Here is a 20,403-nt window from a genome sequence, read left to right as displayed (position 1 = left end):
CCATCAATTGGGGCTATGGGCAACGGCTTTCAGCCCCGGTAAGCAACAAGCACAGCACCGCAGGCAATCAGCACGACGCCCAGCCAGTTCGGCAATGACAGTCGCTCTCCGAGAAACAGAACGGCAAAAACCGCAACGAATACGACGCTCAGCTTGTCGATGGGCGCAACGCGGGCGGCGTCTCCAATCTTCAGGGCGCGGAAGTAACATATCCACGAGGCACCGGTGGCAAGTCCGGAAAGCACCAGAAACAGCCATGTGCGCCCGGTAACATTGGCCGGGTTCTGCCAGTTGCCGGTGATGTAGACCATGAAGCCCGCGGCAAAAAGAATGACGATGGTTCGGATGAAGGTGGCGAAATCCGAATTGACGTTTTCAATGCCGATCTTGGCGAAGATTGCGGTGAGTGCCGCGAAACCTGCGGAAAGAAGCGCCCAGAATTGCCATGTCAGCAGAAGGTTTTTCATCTCGGGGCTCCGGCGCGACGTTAAGCGCAAACATCTTTTTATTCCGATTATATCTGACTTGAAAGTGTCCATAACGGCAAAAGGCCTGCGCCGAATAGTCGGGCAGGCCTTTCAAGTTTAAGCACGATGTGTCCGGCTTATTCAGCCGGCTGTGCCACCGGCGTTGTCGGCTGGACCTCGCCGATGCTGGGGATTTCTTCGCCGCTTAGGACGCGGGCAAGCTGCGCCTCGTCGAGTTCGCCTTCCCAGCGGGCCACGACGATGGTCGCAACCGCATTGCCGACGAAGTTCGTCAGTGCGCGGCATTCCGACATGAAGCGGTCGATGCCGAGGATCAGCGCCATGCCCGCGACTGGCACGGATGGGACAACGGAGAGCGTTGCGGCCAGCGTAATGAAGCCTGCACCTGTGATGCCAGCGGCACCCTTGGAGCTGAGCATGGCCACAAGCAGCAGCAGAACCTGTTCACCGAAGGACAGGTGAATACCCGTTGCCTGTGCGATGAAGAGAGCGGCCAGCGTCATGTAGATGTTGGTGCCATCGAGGTTGAAGGAGTAGCCGGTCGGAATGACCAGACCAACGACGGAGCGCTTGCAGCCCGCCTTTTCCATCTTGCTCATCAGACCCGGCAGCGCGGCTTCAGACGAAGACGTGCCGAGGACCAGCAGAAGCTCTTCCTTGATGTAGCGGATCAACGCCAGAACCGAGAAGCCGTTGTAACGGCAAACGGCACCCAGAACGACCAGCACGAAGACAAGCGAGGTGAAGTAGAACGTACCGATCAGCATCGCAAGATTGGTAACGGACGAGATGCCGTATTTGCCGATGGTAAAGGCCATCGCGCCGAAGGCACCGATAGGGGCTGCCTTCATCAGGATCGCGACCAGCTTGAAGATCGGGTACATCAGCGCATGCATGAAATCGACGACGGGCTTGCCGCGTTCACCGACGATGCCAAGCGAAATACCGAACAGCACCGAGAAGAACAGAACCTGAAGAATGTCACCTTCCGCAAAAGCGCCGACGATGGTCGTCGGGATGATGTTCATCAGGAAGCCGGTGATGGACTGCTCATGGGCCTTCGCCGCATAGGTCGCAACGGCCTTGCCATCGAGCGTGGCAGGATCGATGTTCATGCCAGCGCCCGGCTGGACGACATTGGCGACGATCATGCCGATGATAAGCGCGAGCGTGGAGAAGGTGAGGAAGTAGATCATTGCCTTACCGGCAACGCGGCCAACCTTCTTCATGTCGTTCATGCCGGCAATACCGGTGGCGACTGTAAGGAAGATGACGGGTGCGATGATCATCTTGACGAGGCGAATGAAGCCATCACCCAGCGGCTTCAGCTGTTCGCCGAGTGCTGGATAGAAGTGGCCGAGCGCAATACCTGCCACGATGGCAACGATGACCTGAAAATAGAGATGCCGGTAAAACGGCAGTTTAACGTGGCTGGATGCCACGGCGGTGCTGTCAATCATTTTAGTTCCTCCTCGGTCACAACCCTGCCGTAGTGGCCTCCCGGGTCCGCCGTATTTGGTTCACGGTCGATGACCGTCTGAGGAGCAGTTTTGCAAGTGCCGTGCCAGAAATGTGATTGAGATGTTAAGTGGCTGAATTTAAATACTATAAAATCCTGCGTTGCAGCGTCACTCAGAGATTTGTGTGGTTTCCCGCTCGGTCGTTCTTGCGGTTTGTGTGGAAATCCGCACAATGTGGCCATCATTGAGAAGAGTTGAGATGGCGAGCAGTTTTGATACATCCCGCGTTCGTTGGGCCGCATTCATTGCCATGTGGCTCATCATCGCCATCGGCGCATTCGTTGCTGCCGACAAGCTTGGCCGTATTCAGGCCATGAAGACCCTTCTGGCCACGGCCAGCACGGATGGGGAGCTGAAGTCAGCCCTTCTGAACGTCGCGCTGGAACGCCCGCGCGTTCTGCCGCTGGTGCTATCGCGCGACCGGGACGTGGTGGAAGCGCTTGAGGGTGGTGGCCCTTCCATCGAGCGGCTGGATCAGAAGCTGGAAGGCCTGATCGAAGGGACGCAGGCCTCCGTCATCTATGTTGCAAACACGAACGGCTTGACGATTGCCTCCAGCAACTGGCGCACGCCGGAAAGCTTCGTCGGTTCCAACTATGCCTTCCGCGATTATTTCAAACGGGCGCTGGATACGGGCAGGGCAGAGCATTACGCGCTGGGCAATGTCAGCCGCAGGCCGGGACTTTATATTTCCCGCCGGGTGGATGGTCCCAATGGCAATCCGCTGGGCGTGGTCATCGCCAAGGTCGAGTTCAGTCGTCTTGAGGCAGATTGGAACATTGGCGGCCGCCCGGTCTATATTGTGGATACCAACGGCGTGGTGCTGATGACCAGCATTCCCGAATGGCGCTTCAAGACGGTTGCGCCGATTGATAACGCACGACGAAAGACGATCTCCGAAAGCCTGCAATTCGGTGACGAAAAACTCTCCCTCATGCCGGTGACGACGCTTTCCACGCCTGGCCCGCAGGTGGCGATGGTCGATGTCAATTCCCCGCCATCGCTCAAGGGTGAGTATTTGCGTCTGGAACTGCCGGTGCCGACCACCGAATGGTCTCTGCATTATCTGCAGCCGGTGGAAGCGACCACCAATGCCGCAGTCCGCGAAAGCCGCATTATCGTGGCCGCAAGCCTCATGCCGCTTCTGGCCATTTCCGCCATCTGGCTTTGGCGCAGGCAAAAGGGCGCGCAACAGCGGGCGGCAGATGAGCGTGACAGGGCGGAGCTGGAGCGCCGTGTTCAGGAACGAACGATAGACCTGACGATGGCGCGAGATCGTCTTCAGTCGGAAATCGTCGGCCATGAGCAGACGGCAAAGGAATTGCAGAGTGTGCAGCATGAGTTGGTCAAGGCCAACCGCCTGTCCATTCTGGGGCAGGTTGCGGCGGGCGTTGCCCATGAAATCAACCAGCCGGTCGCCACCATCCGCGCCTTTGCGGATAATGCCCGTGTCTTCCTCAAGCGGGATCGCAAGCAGGATGCGGATGAAAATCTGGAGAGCATCGCCTCCCTCACGGAGCGTATCGGCGTCATCACCAGTGACCTGAAGATACTGGCGCGAAAAGGCCGTACGGCGGCGGAACCGGTCAGCATGCGTCTCGTCATAGAAGGTGCAGTCGTGCTGCTGCGCAGCCGTTTTGCCGGGCGCATGGATGCGCTGGATATCGTTCTGCCGGATGAGGGCCTCATGGTGCTTGGCAGCCGTATTCGGCTGGAACAGATCGTTATCAACCTCCTGCAAAACGCGCTTGAGGCCGTGGAAGACAAAACGGATGGCCGCGTGGCCGTGCGGGTGGAAGTGGCAGGCGAAGAGGCCACGCTGACGATTGGCGACAACGGACCGGGTATTGCGACCGAAATCCACGAGCAGCTGTTTTCGCCCTTCAACACGTCGAAGGAGGGCGGGTTGGGCCTCGGGTTGGTCATCTCGCGTGATATCGCCTCGGATTACGGTGGCCGGATCGATGTGGAAACAGGCGAGAGCGGGACGTGTTTTTCTGTGTATTTGAAACGGGCGTGACATGACGGTGAGCGGAACGATTTATCTGGTCGATGACGATTCCCAATTGCGCAAGGCCATGGTCCAGACGCTGGAACTGGCTGGCATGACGGTCATGCCTTTTCCAAAGGCAGAGCAAGCGCTGGAGGCCCTGTCGAAAGACTTCGGCGGTGTCGTCATTACCGATGTGCGCATGCCCGGCATGGACGGCCTGCAATTTTTCGAGCGTCTGCGCCAGATCGACCCAGATCTGCCCGTCATTCTCATCACCGGCCACGGTGATGTGCCCATGGCGGTCGCGGCTCTTCACAATGGCGCCTATGACTTCATTTCCAAGCCGTTTCCCGCCGAGCGGATGGTGGAAAGTGCGCGCCGCGCACTGGAAAAGCGTCGCCTCGTCATGGAAAACCGCGCGCTGAAACGTGCGGCCATGCGGGCGGAGGATGACCTTCCACTCATCGGCCAGACACCGGCGATGGAGCGGCTGCGCAATACCTTGCGCCACATCGCCGATACGGATGTCGATGTTCTCGTGGCTGGCGAGACCGGCAGCGGCAAGGAGGTGGTAGCAACTGCTCTTCACAATTGGAGTAAACGCCGCGCCAAAGGCAATTTCGTTGCTTTGAACTGCGGTGCGCTGCCGGAAACGATCATTGAAAGCGAGCTTTTCGGCCATGAGGCGGGCGCTTTCACCGGCGCACAAAAGAAGCGCATTGGCCGCATCGAACATTCCAGCGGCGGCACGCTGTTTCTGGACGAAATCGAAAGCATGCCGCCGGGCGTTCAGGTCAGAATGCTGCGTGTGCTGGAAATGCGGCAGGTCTCGCCCGTTGGCTCCAATGAAGAGCGGCCCGTCGATATCAGGGTGGTGGCGGCGGCCAAGGTGGATTTGGGCGATCCGCAACAGCGCGGCGATTTTCGCGACGACCTCTATTATCGCCTGAACGTCGTCACCCTCTCAATTCCGCCACTGCGGGAGCGCAAGGCGGATGTACCGCTGCTGTTTTCGCACTTCACCAAAAAGGCCTCGGCTCGCTTCGGCATGCCGATACCGCCCATCACCGCCAGTGTTTCGCGGCATCTGACCGATCATGACTGGCCCGGCAACGTCCGCGAACTCGGCCATTTTGCGGAGCGTGTGGTGTTGGGGCTGGAAGGTCATGCGGATGTCGCCACGCAACCTGCCGATCACAGGGACGCATCTGGCACGCTCGCGGAAAGAATGGATCGGGAAGAGGCGCAGATCATTCGCGAAGCGCTGGAAAAATTCGATGGTGATGTGGCTGGCACCATTGGCGCGCTCGGCATTGCCCGCAAGACCTTCTACGACAAGCTTCAGCGCCATGATATAAGCCGCAGCGACTACGTCCAGAAAGGATCGTGATCGCTGCGGCTCGTTTGTCTGGTCAGACTATATCAGCCTGCGACGCAGAAGTGGTTCTGGCCGTCGTAACCCATGTAGGTTCCTGTGCGGGAATTGAAGCTGCCGTAGCGCTGCGAGCAATAGTCATACCATGCATTCGTCCAAGGCTCGATTGTGCGGTATGTGGCGCGTGGCTGGTAAGCCGGGCGAGTGTCATAAACCGGCTGTGCGCGGTAGACTGGCTGTGCGCGATAAACCGGGCGCGGTGCCTGACGATAGTAATAATTATCGTCCGGCTCGCTATAGGTATAGCTCGGCTGGTAGGTCTGGTAGCGGCGCACTGGCGGCTCGTCATAGACACGCTCGTCGGAGTAGCGAGGCTGCGACAGTGCTGAGCCGACTGCGACACCGGCGGCAAGGCCAAGGACGCCACCCAGAAGGGCTGCGTCACGGTCGTGGCGGCGCCAGTCACCAGCAGACGCTGAGTTAAAAGGGGCGAGGACGGTTGCAGACACTGCAAGAGCCAGAAGAGTTTTTGCTGCTAAGGAGGCCATGTTCTTTATCCATCCAAAACGGCAGCTGCCTGCCAGTTGTTATTCAATGGTTAAGAATTAGCGTTCTCAGGCTGAACCGGTGCTGAATGAATTGTGGCGGTGTGGTGGCGGTGAAATCTCCTAGAGTTTTGCCAAGGCAGCCGGGGAGAAGCCTTCCAGCATACCGAGATAAGGCTTGTCGAGCGGCGTGGCATAGGCACCGCGCTTTGCCGTTTTCAGACCAAGCGCGACCAGCCCTTCCGCCTGCTTCACGGCAGCGCTGACGCCATCGACTACGGGTACACCGAACTCGGCGGAAAGTTTCGCGGCAAGATCCGCCATTCCCGCACATCCCAATATGATGGCTTCTGCCCGGTCCTCCCGAATGGCCGCGGCAATCTCGAAACGCAGCCGCTCCAGCGCATTGGAGTTTGGGTCTTCCAGAGACAGGACCGGAATATCGGCGGCGCGGACCTTGGCTCGGCTGCTCGCGCCGTAGCGATGAACCAGATGTTCTACCGGCAGGCGAGAGCGTTCCATGGTGGTCACGACGGTGAATTTCTGGGCTATGAAGGAGGCCGTGGCCACTGCCGCTTCGCAAATGCCGATGACGGGTATGTTGGCCAGCGCCCTTGCCGCATCCAGCCCGGTATCGTCAAAGCAGGCGATGATGACCGCATCCGCACCCGCCTTTTCGCCCTTGGCGATTTCCGCCAGAAGGCCGGGAATGGCAAAGACCTCGTCGTAATATCCCTCGATGGACACCGGCCCCATCTGCGACGTGACGGCGACGATCTCTGTGCCGGAGCCAGCGACGCCTTTTGCGGCGGCGGCAATGGTTGCCGTCATGGATGCGGTGGTGTTGGGATTGACGATGAGAATGCGCATGATGAACGGTTCAGGCCTTCAGCTGGCGGCGGTTCAGATAAACGATGAGGCCAAGCGTTGCGGCAATCACCAGAAACGAGAAGAAGGTGGTGACGGCACCCAGCGCATAGAGAACCGGCGTCGTGACATTGGTGGTCATGCCGTAAATTTCCAGTGGCAGGGTGTTGTAGGTGCCTGACGTCATCAATGTGCGGGCAAACTCGTCATAGGAGAGGGTGAAACCGAACAGACCGATGCCGATCAGGCTCGGCGCAATCATCGGCAGTACCACCTCGCGAAATGTCTGCCAGGAGGTAGCGCCCAGATCACGCGCCGCTTCCTCATAGGAAGGCGAGAAACGGTTGAAGACGGCCAGCATGATCAGCACGCCGAAAGGCAGCGTCCATGTCATATGCGCGCCGAAGGCGGAGCTGTACCATGATGGCTCCAGCCCGAGTTGCTGGAAGAGAACGCCGATGCCCAGCGAAATGATGATGGACGGCACGACGAGGCTGGCAACGGACAGATAAAACAGCGGCGTTGCACCGACGAATTTGCGACGGAACGCAAGGCCTGCCAGAAGAGATACCAGCACGGTCGCGACCATCACCATCAGCCCCAGGCTGAGAGACCGACGGAAGGAGCCGCCGAAATCACCCACCGCCTGCTGTTCGAACAGATTGCCGAACCAGTGTAGCGAAACGCCGTTCAGCGGAAAGGTCAGGCCGCCATTCGGTCCCTGAAAAGCAAGGATCAGAATGGCCGACAGAGGACCATAGAGAAACAGCACGAAGAGCGCGAAGAAGAAGGAGAGGACGTAGAATTCCCGACCGCGTTTTTCCGAGAACATCTCAAAGCTCCTTTCTGATATCGACGACGCGCAGAATGCCCGCGACCATCAAAAGAACGAGTGCCAGCAGGATGACGGCATTCGCCGCCGCTGCCGGATATTGCAGCAGCGACATCTGGTTCTTCATCATCAGTGCAACAGATGCGCTCTGTCCGCCGGACATGACTTGAACCGTGGAGAAATCCGCCATGACCAGCGTCACCACGAAAATGGTGCCGATGGCAATTCCGGGCTTGGCGAGCGGAATGATGACGTTCCAGAGGATTTGCCAGCTCGTAGCGCCCGCATCGCGTGCGGCTTCGACCAGCGATTTATCAATGCGCATCAGCGTGTTGAAAATCGGCGTGACCATGAACAGCGTGTAGAGATGCACCATGGCCAGAACCACGGCGAAATCCGAATAGAGCAGCCATTCCACCGGGGCTGGCACGATGCCCATATTAACCAGCGCACTGTTGACCAGTCCGTTTCGCCCGAGGACCGGAATCCACGAAATCATGCGGATGATGTTCGAGGTCAGAAACGGCACGGTGCAGATGAGAAACAGCACCATCTGCATTGTGGTGGTGCGAATATGGAATGTCAGGAAATAAGCGACCCAAAAGCCACAAAACAGCGTGATGGCCCAGACCATCGCCGCAAATTTCAGTGTGTTGAGATAGGTCTGCCACGTCACCCACGAGCCGAGTGTTTCGGCGTAGTTGAAGGTGACGAAGCCAGGATACATCTGGGCGAAATCATAATCCCAGAAACTGACGACAGCGATCATCAGGATCGGCAAAGCCAGAAAGAAGCCGAGGATCAGCGCCAGCGGAGCTGCCTGCACATAGGCGACGAGCTTAGCCGGAAGCGCAAAGCTGCGGCTTTTCTTGTCCGTCTTGTCGCTAACGCCGATCAATCTGACTGTGACCACGGCCCGTCTCCTCGCTTTCGTGCAGGCGGGTGCGCGGACGAAATCCGCGCACCCTTGTCGTCCTTATCTCATCAAGCAGCGATGAACTCGTTCCAGCGGCGGACCATGTAGCGGTCTTCGTCCATCACGGAGTTCCAGCACGCGACCTTGCCCATGCGCTCCTGGAAGGAGCCGCCATCGCGCACGGCACCGGCCTTTTCCATGACCTTGCCATCAGGGGCGATGATGTCGCCCTGCGCGGGCTTACCCTCGACCCAGTAACCCCACTCGTCGGCGGTCATGTGTTCCTTGGCCGTATCCATGGCGGCGGAGTAGTAGCCCTGACGGTTGAGGTATGCGCCGACCCAGCCGGAGGTGTACCAGTTGATGTACTCATAGGCGGCATCCAGTTTTGCACCAGACAGGTGCTTGGCAAGGCCAAGACCGCCGCCCCATGAACGGTAACCTTCCTTCAGCGGCTGGTATTTGCAGGCGATGCCCTTGGAGCGCACGGCGGCAACGGCAGGCGACCACATGGACTGGATGACGACTTCGCCTGACGCCATGAGGTTGACGCTTTCATCGAAGCTCTTCCAGAAGGCACGGAACTGGCCGTCTTTCTTGGCCTTGATCAGGAAGTCGATCGTCTTGTCGATCTCTTCCTTGGTCATGTTGCCCTTGTCGGCATATTTGATGTTGCCCATGGCTTCCATGATCATGGCCGCATCCATGATGCCGATGGATGGAATGTTGAGGATGGATGCCTTACCCTTGAACTTCGGGTCCATGATATCGGCCCAGCTGGTGATGTCGCGTCCGACGAGGTCGGGGCGAATACCAAGCGTATCGGCGTTGTAGATGGTCGGGACCATGGTGAAATAGTCGGTTTCGCTCTTGGCGAATTTCTTGTCGCCGGGCTTTTCCACGAAGCCGACCGTGTGCGGTGCCGTGCCCTGTGCGATAACGCTGTCTGGTGTCAGCTTGCCGGTTTTGAACAGCGGAACGATCTTGTCGTAATATTTCAGCTTCTTGATTTCCATCGGCTGGATGACGCCAGCCGGGTACACCTTCTTCAGGATCCAGTATTCGATATCGGCGATATCGTAGGAGTTCGGCTGGGTCACAGCGCGCTGTGCGGCGGCATCGGAATCCGTTGCCGTCATTTCCAGCGTAATGCCGAGATCGGCCTTGCACTTTTCAGCGATGGCGTTGAGGTTCGACACGCCGGTGCCGAACTGGCGCAGGGTTATCGGGTTCTGTGCCCAGATGGTTGGGAAACCGGTGATCAGGCCGGAACCGATGGCCGCACCGGTGGCTGCTGCGCCTGCCTTGAGAAGGCCGCGACGCGACAGGCCTTTTTTGCTGTTGGAAGTATTGGTCATGACAGTTCTCCTCTGGTTGCTTTTGCTTATTTTTCTACCCGGCCGAGCACGATGGCATCTGCCGCATTCCATGAAAGTGGTATGGCCTCACCGACTTTGATTGGTTTTTCGAAGAAGGCGACGTCGCTGAGGATGACGTTGAAATCCTCGATGCCCGCACCGGCCACGACGATCTTCACGCTGGCGCCGTGATATTCGACATTGGAAACGATGCCGGTAAAGCCGTGCCCTGGCAGTTCCGCCTCGGCCACACGAACGCGGTCCGTTCTGACCGCGATATCCACCGGCCCATCCTGCCGTGCATCGCCTGCCGCAATGAAGGAGCCGCCGCCGGGCACATCCAGCGTTACCAGCTCACCGAATTTCTCTTTCATGCGACCGGAGATGACGTTGTGATTGCCCATGAAGCGGGCAACGAAGCCCGTTGCGGGGCGCTCAAACACCTCACGCGGCGTGGCCGCCTGTTCAATACGCCCGTCATTCATGATGACGATGATATCGGCCAGCGCCATCGCTTCTTCCTGGCTATGCGTCACATGGACGAAGGTGATGCCAAGCGAGGTCTGGAGTTTCTTCAGCTCCGCACGCATACGGATTTTGAGGAAGGGGTCGAGCGCGGAAAGTGGTTCGTCCAGCAGCAGCGCTTCCGGATCGGTAATCAGCGCACGGGCCAGCGCGACGCGCTGTTGCTGGCCGCCGGAAAGCTGAGCCGGGCGACGGTTGGCATAGGGCTCAAGCTGCATCAGTTGCAGCATCTCCATCGCCTTTGCGCGCCGTGTTTCCTTGTCTACGCCTTTCATTTTCAGGCTGAAGGCAACATTGTCGATAAGGTCCAGATGCGGAAACAGCGCGTAGGACTGGAACATCATCGCCGTGCCACGCTGGGCGGGCGGAAAATCTGTGACGACAACATTGCCCAGTCGCACATCTCCGCTTGAAATCGTCTCGTGACCTGCAATCATGCGCAGTGTCGAGGTCTTGCCGCAGCCGGAAGGACCCAGCAGGCAGCAATAGCTGCCCGCCGGGATTTTAAGGCTAATGGCATGGACGGCGGTTGTGGTGCCGTAGACTTTCGAAACGGAAGCAATATCGATTTCGGCGGCTTTGCTCATGCATGTTCCCCTGCTGTCGCCGAGCACGTTGCATAAGCCGTGCCAGTTTCGATGGGCAGGCGTTAAGTCCATGACGCGAAATGATTTTTTGTTTTGTTTGTGGAGGTGGCAGGAGCGAACCATCTCGTAATGATTAAAAAAGAAGCGATTGTCTGCGATAATGCATAAGGATTGTATTCAATATTTTAGGCGAATGAGGACGTTTTCTGGTTTCCCGAATTGCCGCTTCAGGGTAGAAGAAAACGGACGACGGATGACACCATGACCATTGCCGATATCAATCCAGAAACAGACGTTACGCAGGAAGATCGCGCACAAGCCATTCGCGATACGCTTCGTGATGCAATCGTGGACAGGCGCCTCGCGCCCGGCACGAAATTGTCAGAGGCCGAGGTTGGCACCTTGTTCGATGTCAGCCGCACGGTCGTGCGTGCCGCCCTTCAGATGCTGGCCTTCGAAGGGTTGGTGAAAACAGAGCGCAATCGCGGCGCCTTCGTCTCCAACCCGACACCGGACGAGGCACGTCAGGTCTTCTCATCTCGCAGGCTGATCGAACCCGGCATCATCCATGCCGCAATCGAGCAGCTGACGCCCTCTGCCATCGCCGACATGCGCGCGCATCTGACGGAAGAGACCCGCCACCAGCATGAGCGCGGACCAAGCGCCCGCCGCGCCGAGATCAAGGCATCGGGCGATTTTCATCTGATGCTGGCCTCAGTCGCCGGAAACGCGATCCTTGAAAAATTCATGGCCGAACTGGTCGCCCGCTCATCTCTGGTGATTGCCCTTTACGGGCGTTCAGGCATTTCCAGCTGCGGTCATGGCGACCATGCGTCGATTCTGGATGCTTTGGAGCAGGGTGATGCCGAAAAGGCTAAAAGCTTGATGTTGCATCACATCGACCACATCGAGGCCGACCTTGATCTGCGGAACAAGGAGGGACTGGCTTTGAAGGATGCTTTGTCTCTGTAGGTATCAGCCGTATTGCGCGGCTGATACCGATAGGTGGGCCTAGGCGGCGTAGCGGCTGATCGCCAGATCCGAAGTCTCGATTTCCGGCGTGTTGCCGCTGACGAGGTCGGAGAGAACCCGCGCCGAACCGCATGCCATCGTCCAGCCCAGCGTGCCGTGACCGGTGTTGAGGTAGAGGTTGCTGTAGCGGGTCGCGCCGATGACAGGGGTGCCATCGGGCGTCATCGGGCGCAGGCCGCACCAGAATTTCGCCTGAGACTGATCGCCAGCGCCGCCGAACAAATCCTCGATCGAATGCGTGAGGGTAGCTTGGCGCTTTGCGGGCAAATCCTTGTTGAAACCTGCAATCTCGGCCATGCCGCCCACACGGATGCGGTCGCCCAGACGGGTCATAGCGATCTTGTGGGCCTCGTCCATGACTGTCGAAACCGGAGCCCGCGCGGCATTGATGACCGGCACGGTGATCGAGTATCCCTTGACCGGGTAAACCGGCAGATCGATACCCAGACGCTTAAGGAACTGCGGCGTATAGCTGCCCAAGGCACCGACGAAAATATCGGCCTCGATGGTACCCTTCGTCGTTTCGATGGCCTTGACGCGGTTGCCTTCGGTAATGGGGCGCATGATGCCCGTGTCATACATGAATTTGACGCCAGCCTGCTCGGCCAGTTTCGCCAATTCTGTGGTGAACATGAAGCAGTCGCCTGTTTCGTCGCCCGGCAGGCGCAGACCGCCAACGATCTTGTCCTTAGAGGCCGCAAGGCCCGGCTCCACCGCCGCGCAACCGTCGCGGTCCAGAATTTCATAGGCTACGCCGCCAGCCTTTAGCACCGCGACATCCTTGCCGATGCCATCGAACTGCTTTTGCGTGCGGAAAACTTCCAGCGTGCCCTGGGTGCGCTGGTCGTATTGAATGCCGGTCTCGTCCCGCAGCGCCATCAGGCAATCGCGGCTGTATTCGGCAACCCGCACCATGCGGCTTTTGTTGATGGAATAACGGGCAGATGTGCAGTTGCGCAGCATCTGCGATATCCAGCGCCATGCGGCAGGATCAACGGTGGGGCGAATGATCAGCGGCGCATGTTCCATGAACAGCCATTTCATGGCCTTCATCGGAATACCGGGAGCGGCCCAGGGTGAGGAGTAGCCGGGTGAAACTTCACCCGCATTGGCAAAGCTGGTTTCCAGCGCCGCCGCAGGCTGGCGGTCAATCACGGTCACCGAATGACCGGCCTTTGCCAGATACCAGGCGGATGTAACGCCGACGACACCGGCTCCAAGAATGACGATATTCATATTGCTCTCACTCGTCTGCATTCGTTGCATCGCCCGTGGCGACAGGTATGTCTGGCTGAATATAGGTACGGCGATAACGATGGCCGAGACCTGTCAGAATTTCATAGGCAATGGTACCGGCATCCTCGCCAATGTCTTCCAGCGATTGATCTGGCCCTATCAATTGAACGAGACTGCCATGGGTCAAGGTTCCCTCCGGCAGCGCGGAAATATCGAGGCTGATACTGTCCATCGATACGCGCCCGGCAATCGGCAGGCGTACGCCATTGAAATAGGCCGCTCCCCTGCTGCTCAGAGAACGGGGAAGGCCGTCCGCATAACCGGCGGCGATGGTCGCCAGTCTCGTTTCACCCGTAGTGCGCAGCGTGCCGCCATAACCAACCAGCGTGTTGGCGGGAACCGTCCGCGTCTGCACAACGGCCACATCCAGCCGCACTACCGGCTTCATCGGGTTCGTCCGGACGGTGGAAGGTGCGCCGCCATAAAGCGCGATGCCTGGGCGCATAACGGCATTGTGGTATTCCGCGCCCAGAAAGATACCGCCGGAATTGGCAAAACACACCGGCACATCTGGAAACATGGCCGCCGCTTTGCGCATCACATCAAGCTGCGATCCATTGGCCGCATGCTCGGGCTCATCCGCGCAGGCCAAATGGCTCATGATGAAGGTGATCGAGATGTCGTTCAGAAGGCTCGGCGAGGTTTTCAGCGTTTCGACTTCGGAAGGTGCCATGCCCAGCCGCGACATGCCGGTATCGATCTGGATTGCTGCTGGAAGCGTCTTGCCCAGCATGACGGCATGCGCGGACCATTGCGCCAGCTGCTCCAGCGAGTTGATGACGGGCGTGATGTTCATCGCCGCGCAGGAAGTCTCGTTGCCGGGTTGAAGCCCGTTCAGCACGAAAATGTCCGCATCACCGGCAATGCGAAGACGCAGCGCGATGGCCTCATCGATATGGGCGACGAAGAAGTGACGGCAACCGGCATTGTAGAGAACGGGTGCGACCATATCCGCACCGAGGCCATAGGCATTCGCCTTAACAACGGCGCTGGTCACGGAATTTGGGGCCATGGCCCGCAGCATGAGGTAATTGTCGCGAAGCGCGCCGAGGTCTATTGTCAGATAACCGCTGGCACCACCGCTCGCCTTCTGGCGATTGATCGTCATGTCCATCGTCGTTCCCTTGTTATTTTACAACAAGACTATTGCAACGATTATCGAATTTTCGCAGTTTGATGCGTGGATTATTCGAAGATTGGCGATCAGGCGCAATTTTCGACGGCTAAATGGAATGATTTTATGTCGGCTTTGGACGCTACCGATCGTCACATCATCCGCGTGCTTCGGCTCAACGCCCGCATCAGTAATGCGAAGCTTGCGGCAGAGGTGGGCCTGTCACCATCCGCCTGTCTGCGGAGGGTGGATATTCTGGAGCGGGAAGGTGTCATTCGCGGCTACACGGCGCTGACGGGCAGTGCCGCTGGCGGCGAGGTCATCTCGGTCATCGTGCAGATCACGCTCGACCGGCAGACAGAGGATTTTCTCAATCGCTTCGAACATGCCGTGAGGCGATACCCCGAAATTCGCGAGTGCTACCTCATGACCGGCGGCTCCGACTATTTCCTGCGGGTGGAAGTAGAAAGCGCGGGCGATTTCGAGCGAGTTCACAAGGAAATCCTCTCGAAACTGCCCGGCGTCTCCCGCATTCACTCCAGCTTCGCCATTCGCAACGCGCTGGCAAGCCCGAAGCCGAGGGCCTGATGTCAGGCGCTCCACCAGCGATAAAAATGGTGCACAGGCCCGTGACCTTGGCCGACATGCAGGTCTCTGCCCGCCGCCAGCGCCCCCTGTAGATATTCCTTCGCCAAACCAATCGCATCCGCCAAGGGAAAGCCAAGCGCCAGATTTGCGGTAATGGCCGATGCCAGTGTGCAGCCGGTGCCGTGGTCATTGCGAGTGTCTATGCGCGGCATGGAAAATTCCTGCATGCCATCGCCATCCAGCAGCTGATCGACACTCTCAGCGCCGCCGCCATGCCCGCCTTTGATCAGAACGGCGCGAACACCGGTGCTCAATATTGCTTCGGCTTGACGGATCATCTCCTGCCTGTTCGTCGCAACCGGCTGGCCGCTTAAAAGTGCGGCTTCCGGCAGGTTCGGGGTGGCGAGTAGTGCCAGAGGCAGCAAGGCGCTGCGCAGGCTTTCGATGGCATCCTCCTGTAGCAGACGGTCGCCTGATGTCGCCACCATCACCGGGTCCATGACGACAGGACTGCTGATTTCATGTAGCTTTGCAGCAATTGTTTCGATTGTCTCAATGCGCGAGACCATGCCAATCTTGACCGCACCGATATTAAGGTCCGAGAAAACCGCGTCCATCTGCGCTGCGATCATGCTGGGCGAAACATCTTCGACCGCAGTCACACCCTTGGTGTTCTGGGCGGTGATGGCGGTGATGACGCTGGTGCCATAGACGCCAAGCGCGGAAAAGGTCTTCAGGTCGGCCTGTATGCCCGCGCCGCCACCGCTGTCAGACCCGGCAATCGTCAAGGCAATGGCTGTCATCCGCGTGCCTCCAGCGCAAGGTCCACCTGACGGCGGAAATCAGCCGTTGCCTCTGCAATATCGACGGCGCGGAACAAAGCGGAGATCAAGGCGACGCCGTCAGCACCCGCGTCGATTACGGGGCCGACCTTCTCCAGCGTAATACCAGCGATAGCGCCGACGGGCATCTCCGGGCAAGCATTGCGAAGATAGGTGCGAAGGTCGCGAAGCCCCTCCAATCCCACCGGCGCGTTCGGATTGACCTTTGAAACCGTCTCGAAAACTCCACCAATGCATGCATAGTCCGCAGATGCTTGGGCAACACGCTCTGCATCGCCCATGTTCTTGACAGTCAGGCCGATGATGGCATCCGGCCCCAGCAGTCGTCTTGCTGTTTCCGCATCCATATCGTCGGCACCCAGATGCACACCATCCGCGCCGGACGCCAGCGCCACATCCACGCGGTCGTTGATGACGAGAGGAACGCCGGTTGCCTTCAGCGCATCCACCATCAGGCGCGCTTGCTCGATCATATGTCGGGTCGAGGCGTGCTTATCGCGATACTGGATGATCGTTGCGCCGTGCCGTGCAGCGACGGCAGCCAGTTCTGGCAACGGCGCGATATCGTCAAGCGAGGCATCTACCAAGGCATTCAGTCTGTAATCAATTTTCATCGTGCTCGATCCTCGCAAGGGAAAGAATGTCGTTGGCATCGATAGCGTCCAGCGCATCCAGAAAGGCCGCTTCGAAAGTGCCGGGGCCGCGGGCGTGTTTTGCTGCAAGTTCTGCCGATACACCCGTCACCGTCAGCGCTGCCGTTGCCGCCAGCATTGGGTCCGGTTCGACCGCCATGAAAGCGGCGATCACTCCGCCGGAAAGGCAGCCGGTGCCGGTAACTTTCGCCATCCATGTATGACCGTTGAGAATCTTTGCGTTTCTGGCCGCATCGCGAAACACATCCTGCGGGCCGGTCTGGATGCGCAATGCTTTGCCGACATCGCCGATGACCGCCATCTCTGCCGCATTGCCGCGCACGATGGTCGGGTGGAGGGTGATGAGTTCATGGGCGAAATCCAGCCGAGACGGCGAGTAATCGCAATGCACGGGATCAACGATCCAGGGTTTGCCCTTGGCATTCGCCACCTCCACTGCCATGCGAATGACTTTGCGCCGCGTAGCATCCAGCGTGCCGAGATTAATGGTGAGAGCATCGACCTTGGAAACGAAGCTTTCGATTTCCTCTTCGGACGACGTCATGGACGGAATGCCGCCCACGGTGGTTATGCCATCGGCGGTAAATTTCTGAACGACGGTGTTCATCAGGCAATGCACCCGGGGCCGTCGTTGCCGCACCCGCGCCAGCAGCTCTGCCGCACTCTGTGCCGTTGGAAAACTCGCCATAGGTCTCTGCGCTCCAGATAATATCAGGGAGACCCGAGTCGAGCGGAGAAGAGAAAAGCTTGGCCAATGGCGACTGTTCCGTTCCTACGCCGGCATGACCCGGATCAGGTTCAAGGGTCCGGCTCAGCGCCATCTCAGCATCGTCAGATGCTCCCCTCGGAATGTCTGGAAATTGTCGTCTTTTGTGCCTGCTGTCAATGGCAGGTAAAGGCGGAGCTGCACGGCCCCGCCTTTTGTGTCGAGTGATCAGGCGATCTGGACGACCACTTTTTCACGCGCGGATTTCAGCGCCGCATCGGCGAGTTTCAGCGCGATCAGGCCGTCCTGTGCGGAAGGCGAGGCTGCGGCGTTGTTTTCGATGGAATCGATGAAGGCTGCAATTTCTGCGGCATAGGCGGCGGTGTAACGCGTCATGAAGAAATCATGCAGCGGTGGGCGCGTGTAGCCGTCCTTGGTTGCGACTTCGATGGAGACAGGGCGCTGATTTTCTGCGGCAACAGAGCCTAGCGAGCCGTGGACTTCAATGCGCTGATCGTAGCCGTAGGTGGCGCGGCGCGAGTTGGAAATGATCGCCTGGCGACCGCTGGCGGTGGTCAAAATGATGCTGGCGCTGTCGTAGTCGCCCAGTTCCCCGATTTTCGGATCGACCAGAACGGAGCCGGTGGCGAAAACGCTGACGATCTCTTCACCCAGCAGAAAACGGGCGATGTCGAAATCATGGATGGTCATGTCGCGGAAGATGCCGCCGGAGACCTTGATATATTCCGGTGGTGGTGCGCCGGGATCACGGCTGGTGATGGTCACCATCTCGACCTTGCCGATTTGGCCGTCATCGATGGCCTTGCGCACGGCCCGGAAATGCGGGTCGAAACGGCGGTTGAAGCCGAGCATGATTTTGGCGCCGGTTTCCTTGACCACATCGATGCAAGCCTGCGCGCGGGCAACATCGAGATCGATCGGCTTTTCGCAGAAAATCGCCTTGCCGGCACGGGCAAATTGCTCGATCAGATCGGCATGCGTATTGGTCGGCGTGCAGATGATGACCGCGTCGATATCGGGGTTGGCCAAAACCGCATCGATGGTGCTGATCTCGCAGCCGGTCTCATCCGCGATGGCCTGTGCTGCCTCCTGAAAGGCATCGACCACGGCCACCAGTTTCGCGCGCTTGTCGGAAGCAATCGCTTTTGCGTGCACTTTTCCGATGCGACCCGCACCCAGCAAAGCCAATCTCGTAACCATCGTTTCCTCCCGATCTGGTTAACTGGAGCTGTCTGTCGTTATGGCTTCGTTTGGAACGCCAATGCGAACAATCAGCCCATTTGGAATATATGTTCCATCTTGCTAGAGCGCCGTTTCATGCATGTCAAGCGGCGAGCAGTGCGTCCAATCTCAGACTATGCTGGCCAGATTGGTGTGTTTGCGAAAGCCGGGAAGGGCCTGCGCACGCTCCTCCAGCGAATGAATGAAATTTTGGATTGTGGCGGGCAGTGGTTGCCCCAGTGCTGTGACGACACCCCAGTAGAAGGGAATATGAAAGCCGAGCGGCAGAACGGCGACACCGTCTATCGGCAGGCCGCTGATCGTTACCGATTCCACGATGGCGACGCCCAGCCCCGCCCGCGCCAGAGACAGCGAAACATAGGTCGCATTGCTATCGACCACATCCTTCAAGGCGATATTCTGTTTCTGGAATGCCTGTTCTATTCGCATTCTAAGCCGGTAGGGATTGGCAGAGGCGATGATGCGGCGTTCTGCAAGATACTGCGCGGAGACGATGGTTTTCTGGGCCAGCTCATCACTGGCTGCGACGATGGCGACACAGGGGACTTCGCCGATCCAGTGAACGTCCAGACCGGGATTATCAAGCGGCAGGCTGGCAATGCCGATGTCGGCTGTGCGGGCGACGACAGCCTGCACGACATTTTCCGATGCCGTGCTTTGCAGATGCACATGTTTTGGAAACTGCTCTTCGGGAATATCTTTCAGGGCCAGCGGCACGAGACTGGCGGCAAGGGCCGGAATGGACGCGATCTCGATTGGACGAGCCTCATCGCTTTCAATGTGGCGCGCCCGTTCGCTGATGGTGCGAAGCCCGCCGAGAAACAGTTCCGCCTGAGCAAAAAACGCCACGCCCTGTTCCGTGGGCGCGATGCGCGGGCCGTTCCGATGAAGCAGAACGAAGCCGATTTCCTGTTCCAAATCCTGAATGAGGCGGCTGATGACGGGTTGGGATTTTCCGAGCGCTTTGGCAGCGCCTGTCATGCTGCCGATGGACACCACGGCGACGAAGGCTTCGAGTTGTCGCGTGTCGAGATATTGCTCTATCATTTCGCCACCTTCGATGGTCTGGTCGCGATTTTTCGCGTCTGACATGCTTTATGACAGGTGTCGTGATTTCTGACCATCCGCCTGTGCGTATGGGCGAGGTGCGTGCTTGTGGATAAGCGGAGCTTACTCGTTTTCCTGCGAGGCGAGTTCCGGCTTGCGCCCTTCGAACAGGCGGGAGCGGGAGCCGTGCAGGTGCTGACGCATCAGGCGGCGTGCCAGATCGGAATCGCGATTTCGAATGGCTTCGAAAATCGCGGCGTGTTCGTCATAGACATGCTGGAGACCAAGAATGGAATTTTTGAGCGAAAGACCGTGGAATTGCATTCCAACGGCAATATGGTCTTTCAGCGCTTCCATGGCAGTGGAAAAATAGGTGTTGCCGGATGCCTTGGCGATGGCGAGATGGAATTGAAAATCCGCATCTTCCCGGTGCCGCTGCCGGTTTGTCGCTTCTTTAAGTGCAGCCAATGCACGACTGATATGGGCAAGCTCGGCTTCGCCATAGCGCTCGGCGGCACAGGCCGCGGCCTCAGGCTCCACCGTCATACGGAATTCATAGCAGTTCTGGAGATCCGCGATATTTTCGAGGGGGCTAAACCCAAGCGCCTGTTTGACGCCGATACTGCGCACGAAGCTGCCGGCGCCCTGACGCGAATAGACGAGGCCCTTGTCACGCAGCTTTTTCAGCGCATCGCGGACGATGGGGCGTGATACCTCGAACTCGGCAGCAAGATCATGCTCGGTCGGCAGGCGCTCGTCATTCTTGTAGGCACCGGATTTGATGGCATGCTGAAGCCGCTCGTAAACGACGTCGCTCAAACTCTTGCGATGAGAAACCTGTTCTATCGCCCCCATA

The 20,403-nt window shown here is 58.5% G+C and carries 20 protein-coding genes and 1 riboswitch; of the genes, 4 read left to right on the top strand and 16 right to left on the bottom strand.

The genetic code is table 11. The features are described 5' to 3' along the window. Positions 1–29: 29 nt before the first annotated feature. Together ABUK73_RS06850 and ABUK73_RS06845 are read right to left on the bottom strand one after the other, a co-directional pair. Positions 30–467, bottom strand: a complete 438-nt coding sequence (locus ABUK73_RS06850; protein WP_353576625.1) for an EamA family transporter — start codon at positions 465–467, stop codon at positions 30–32. Between the two features lie 137 nt (positions 468–604). Then, positions 605–1,948, bottom strand: coding sequence for a dicarboxylate/amino acid:cation symporter (locus ABUK73_RS06845; protein WP_113089038.1), 1,344 nt, complete (start codon positions 1,946–1,948; stop codon positions 605–607). A 259-nt stretch (positions 1,949–2,207) separates the two neighbouring features. Here ABUK73_RS06845 and ABUK73_RS06840 point away from each other — a divergent pair, with 259 nt between their 5' ends. Together ABUK73_RS06840 and ABUK73_RS06835 are read left to right on the top strand one after the other, a co-directional pair. After that, positions 2,208–4,028, top strand: a complete 1,821-nt coding sequence (locus ABUK73_RS06840) for a sensor histidine kinase (protein WP_353576624.1) — start codon at positions 2,208–2,210, stop codon at positions 4,026–4,028. Position 4,029: 1 nt separating this feature from the next. Further along, on the top strand, positions 4,030–5,391 hold the full coding sequence (locus ABUK73_RS06835) for a sigma-54-dependent transcriptional regulator (RefSeq protein WP_353576623.1): 1,362 nt from the start codon (positions 4,030–4,032) through the stop codon (positions 5,389–5,391). 32 nt (positions 5,392–5,423) lie between these two features. Here the strand turns inward: ABUK73_RS06835 and ABUK73_RS06830 are convergent, their stop codons facing one another. The 6 genes from ABUK73_RS06830 to ABUK73_RS06805 all read right to left on the bottom strand — a co-directional run bounded on the left by ABUK73_RS06830 (position 5,424) and on the right by ABUK73_RS06805 (position 11,006). Next, positions 5,424–5,924 (bottom strand): BA14K family protein, encoded by a 501-nt coding sequence (locus ABUK73_RS06830; protein WP_353576622.1) that lies wholly within the window; start codon positions 5,922–5,924, stop codon positions 5,424–5,426. A 120-nt stretch (positions 5,925–6,044) separates the two neighbouring features. Next, on the bottom strand, positions 6,045–6,791 hold the full coding sequence (locus ABUK73_RS06825; protein WP_353576621.1) for an aspartate/glutamate racemase family protein: 747 nt from the start codon (positions 6,789–6,791) through the stop codon (positions 6,045–6,047). Between the two features lie 10 nt (positions 6,792–6,801). Then, a complete protein-coding gene (locus tag ABUK73_RS06820) occupies positions 6,802–7,620 on the bottom strand; it encodes an ABC transporter permease (RefSeq protein WP_353576620.1) in 819 nt (272 codons plus the stop codon). A 1-nt stretch (position 7,621) separates the two neighbouring features. After that, on the bottom strand, positions 7,622–8,533 hold the full coding sequence (locus tag ABUK73_RS06815; protein WP_353576619.1) for an ABC transporter permease: 912 nt from the start codon (positions 8,531–8,533) through the stop codon (positions 7,622–7,624). Positions 8,534–8,604: 71 nt separating this feature from the next. Continuing rightward, on the bottom strand, positions 8,605–9,894 hold the full coding sequence (locus ABUK73_RS06810) for an ABC transporter substrate-binding protein (RefSeq protein ID WP_353576618.1): 1,290 nt from the start codon (positions 9,892–9,894) through the stop codon (positions 8,605–8,607). Between the two features lie 26 nt (positions 9,895–9,920). After that, positions 9,921–11,006, bottom strand: a complete 1,086-nt coding sequence (locus ABUK73_RS06805; RefSeq protein ID WP_353576617.1) for an ABC transporter ATP-binding protein — start codon at positions 11,004–11,006, stop codon at positions 9,921–9,923. Between the two features lie 261 nt (positions 11,007–11,267). On the opposite strand from ABUK73_RS06805, the gene ABUK73_RS06800 reads away from it, so the two are divergent. Continuing rightward, positions 11,268–11,978, top strand: a complete 711-nt coding sequence (locus tag ABUK73_RS06800) for a GntR family transcriptional regulator (protein WP_353576616.1) — start codon at positions 11,268–11,270, stop codon at positions 11,976–11,978. Positions 11,979–12,017: 39 nt separating this feature from the next. On the opposite strand, the gene ABUK73_RS06795 is transcribed toward ABUK73_RS06800, so the two are convergent. After that, positions 12,018–13,274 carry a D-amino acid dehydrogenase gene (locus ABUK73_RS06795; RefSeq protein ID WP_353576615.1) on the bottom strand — a complete coding sequence of 419 codons (1,257 nt, stop codon included), beginning with the start codon at positions 13,272–13,274 and terminating at the stop codon, positions 12,018–12,020. A 7-nt stretch (positions 13,275–13,281) separates the two neighbouring features. Beyond that, on the bottom strand, positions 13,282–14,448 hold the full coding sequence (gene alr / locus ABUK73_RS06790; protein WP_353576614.1) for an alanine racemase: 1,167 nt from the start codon (positions 14,446–14,448) through the stop codon (positions 13,282–13,284). 126 nt (positions 14,449–14,574) lie between these two features. Here alr and ABUK73_RS06785 point away from each other — a divergent pair, with 126 nt between their 5' ends. Then, complete coding sequence (locus ABUK73_RS06785) at positions 14,575–15,036, top strand: Lrp/AsnC family transcriptional regulator (protein WP_353576613.1); 462 nt, start codon at positions 14,575–14,577, stop codon at positions 15,034–15,036. A 2-nt stretch (positions 15,037–15,038) separates the two neighbouring features. On the opposite strand, the gene thiD is transcribed toward ABUK73_RS06785, so the two are convergent. From thiD to ABUK73_RS06755, 6 genes are all read right to left on the bottom strand, one after another. Next, positions 15,039–15,839 (bottom strand): bifunctional hydroxymethylpyrimidine kinase/phosphomethylpyrimidine kinase, encoded by an 801-nt coding sequence (gene thiD / locus ABUK73_RS06780; protein ID WP_353576612.1) that lies wholly within the window; start codon positions 15,837–15,839, stop codon positions 15,039–15,041. Beyond that, complete coding sequence (gene thiE / locus ABUK73_RS06775) at positions 15,836–16,492, bottom strand: thiamine phosphate synthase (protein ID WP_353576611.1); 657 nt, start codon at positions 16,490–16,492, stop codon at positions 15,836–15,838. The genes thiD and thiE overlap by 4 nt, the downstream gene beginning before the upstream one ends. Beyond that, positions 16,482–17,219: a hydroxyethylthiazole kinase gene (locus ABUK73_RS06770; RefSeq protein WP_353576610.1), complete on the bottom strand. Its 738-nt coding sequence runs from the start codon at positions 17,217–17,219 to the stop codon at positions 16,482–16,484. Before ABUK73_RS06770 ends, thiE begins: the two co-directional genes overlap by 11 nt. A gap of 64 nt (positions 17,220–17,283) precedes the next feature. Continuing rightward, positions 17,284–17,386, bottom strand: a riboswitch (TPP riboswitch). Between the two features lie 79 nt (positions 17,387–17,465). Beyond that, the gene (gene iolG, locus ABUK73_RS06765; protein WP_353576609.1) at positions 17,466–18,458 is read right to left on the bottom strand and encodes an inositol 2-dehydrogenase; all 993 of its coding nucleotides are present in this window, start codon (positions 18,456–18,458) and stop codon (positions 17,466–17,468) included. A 150-nt stretch (positions 18,459–18,608) separates the two neighbouring features. Next, positions 18,609–19,592 (bottom strand): LysR family transcriptional regulator, encoded by a 984-nt coding sequence (locus ABUK73_RS06760; protein WP_353576608.1) that lies wholly within the window; start codon positions 19,590–19,592, stop codon positions 18,609–18,611. A 78-nt stretch (positions 19,593–19,670) separates the two neighbouring features. Then, positions 19,671–20,402 (bottom strand): FadR/GntR family transcriptional regulator, encoded by a 732-nt coding sequence (locus ABUK73_RS06755; protein WP_353576607.1) that lies wholly within the window; start codon positions 20,400–20,402, stop codon positions 19,671–19,673. Position 20,403: the final 1 nt, after the last annotated feature.

Source organism: Agrobacterium vacciniicorymbosi, from assembly GCF_040427045.1.
GTDB lineage: Bacteria > Pseudomonadota > Alphaproteobacteria > Rhizobiales > Rhizobiaceae > Agrobacterium.
This window is presented reverse-complemented; position numbering and strand designations above follow the sequence as displayed.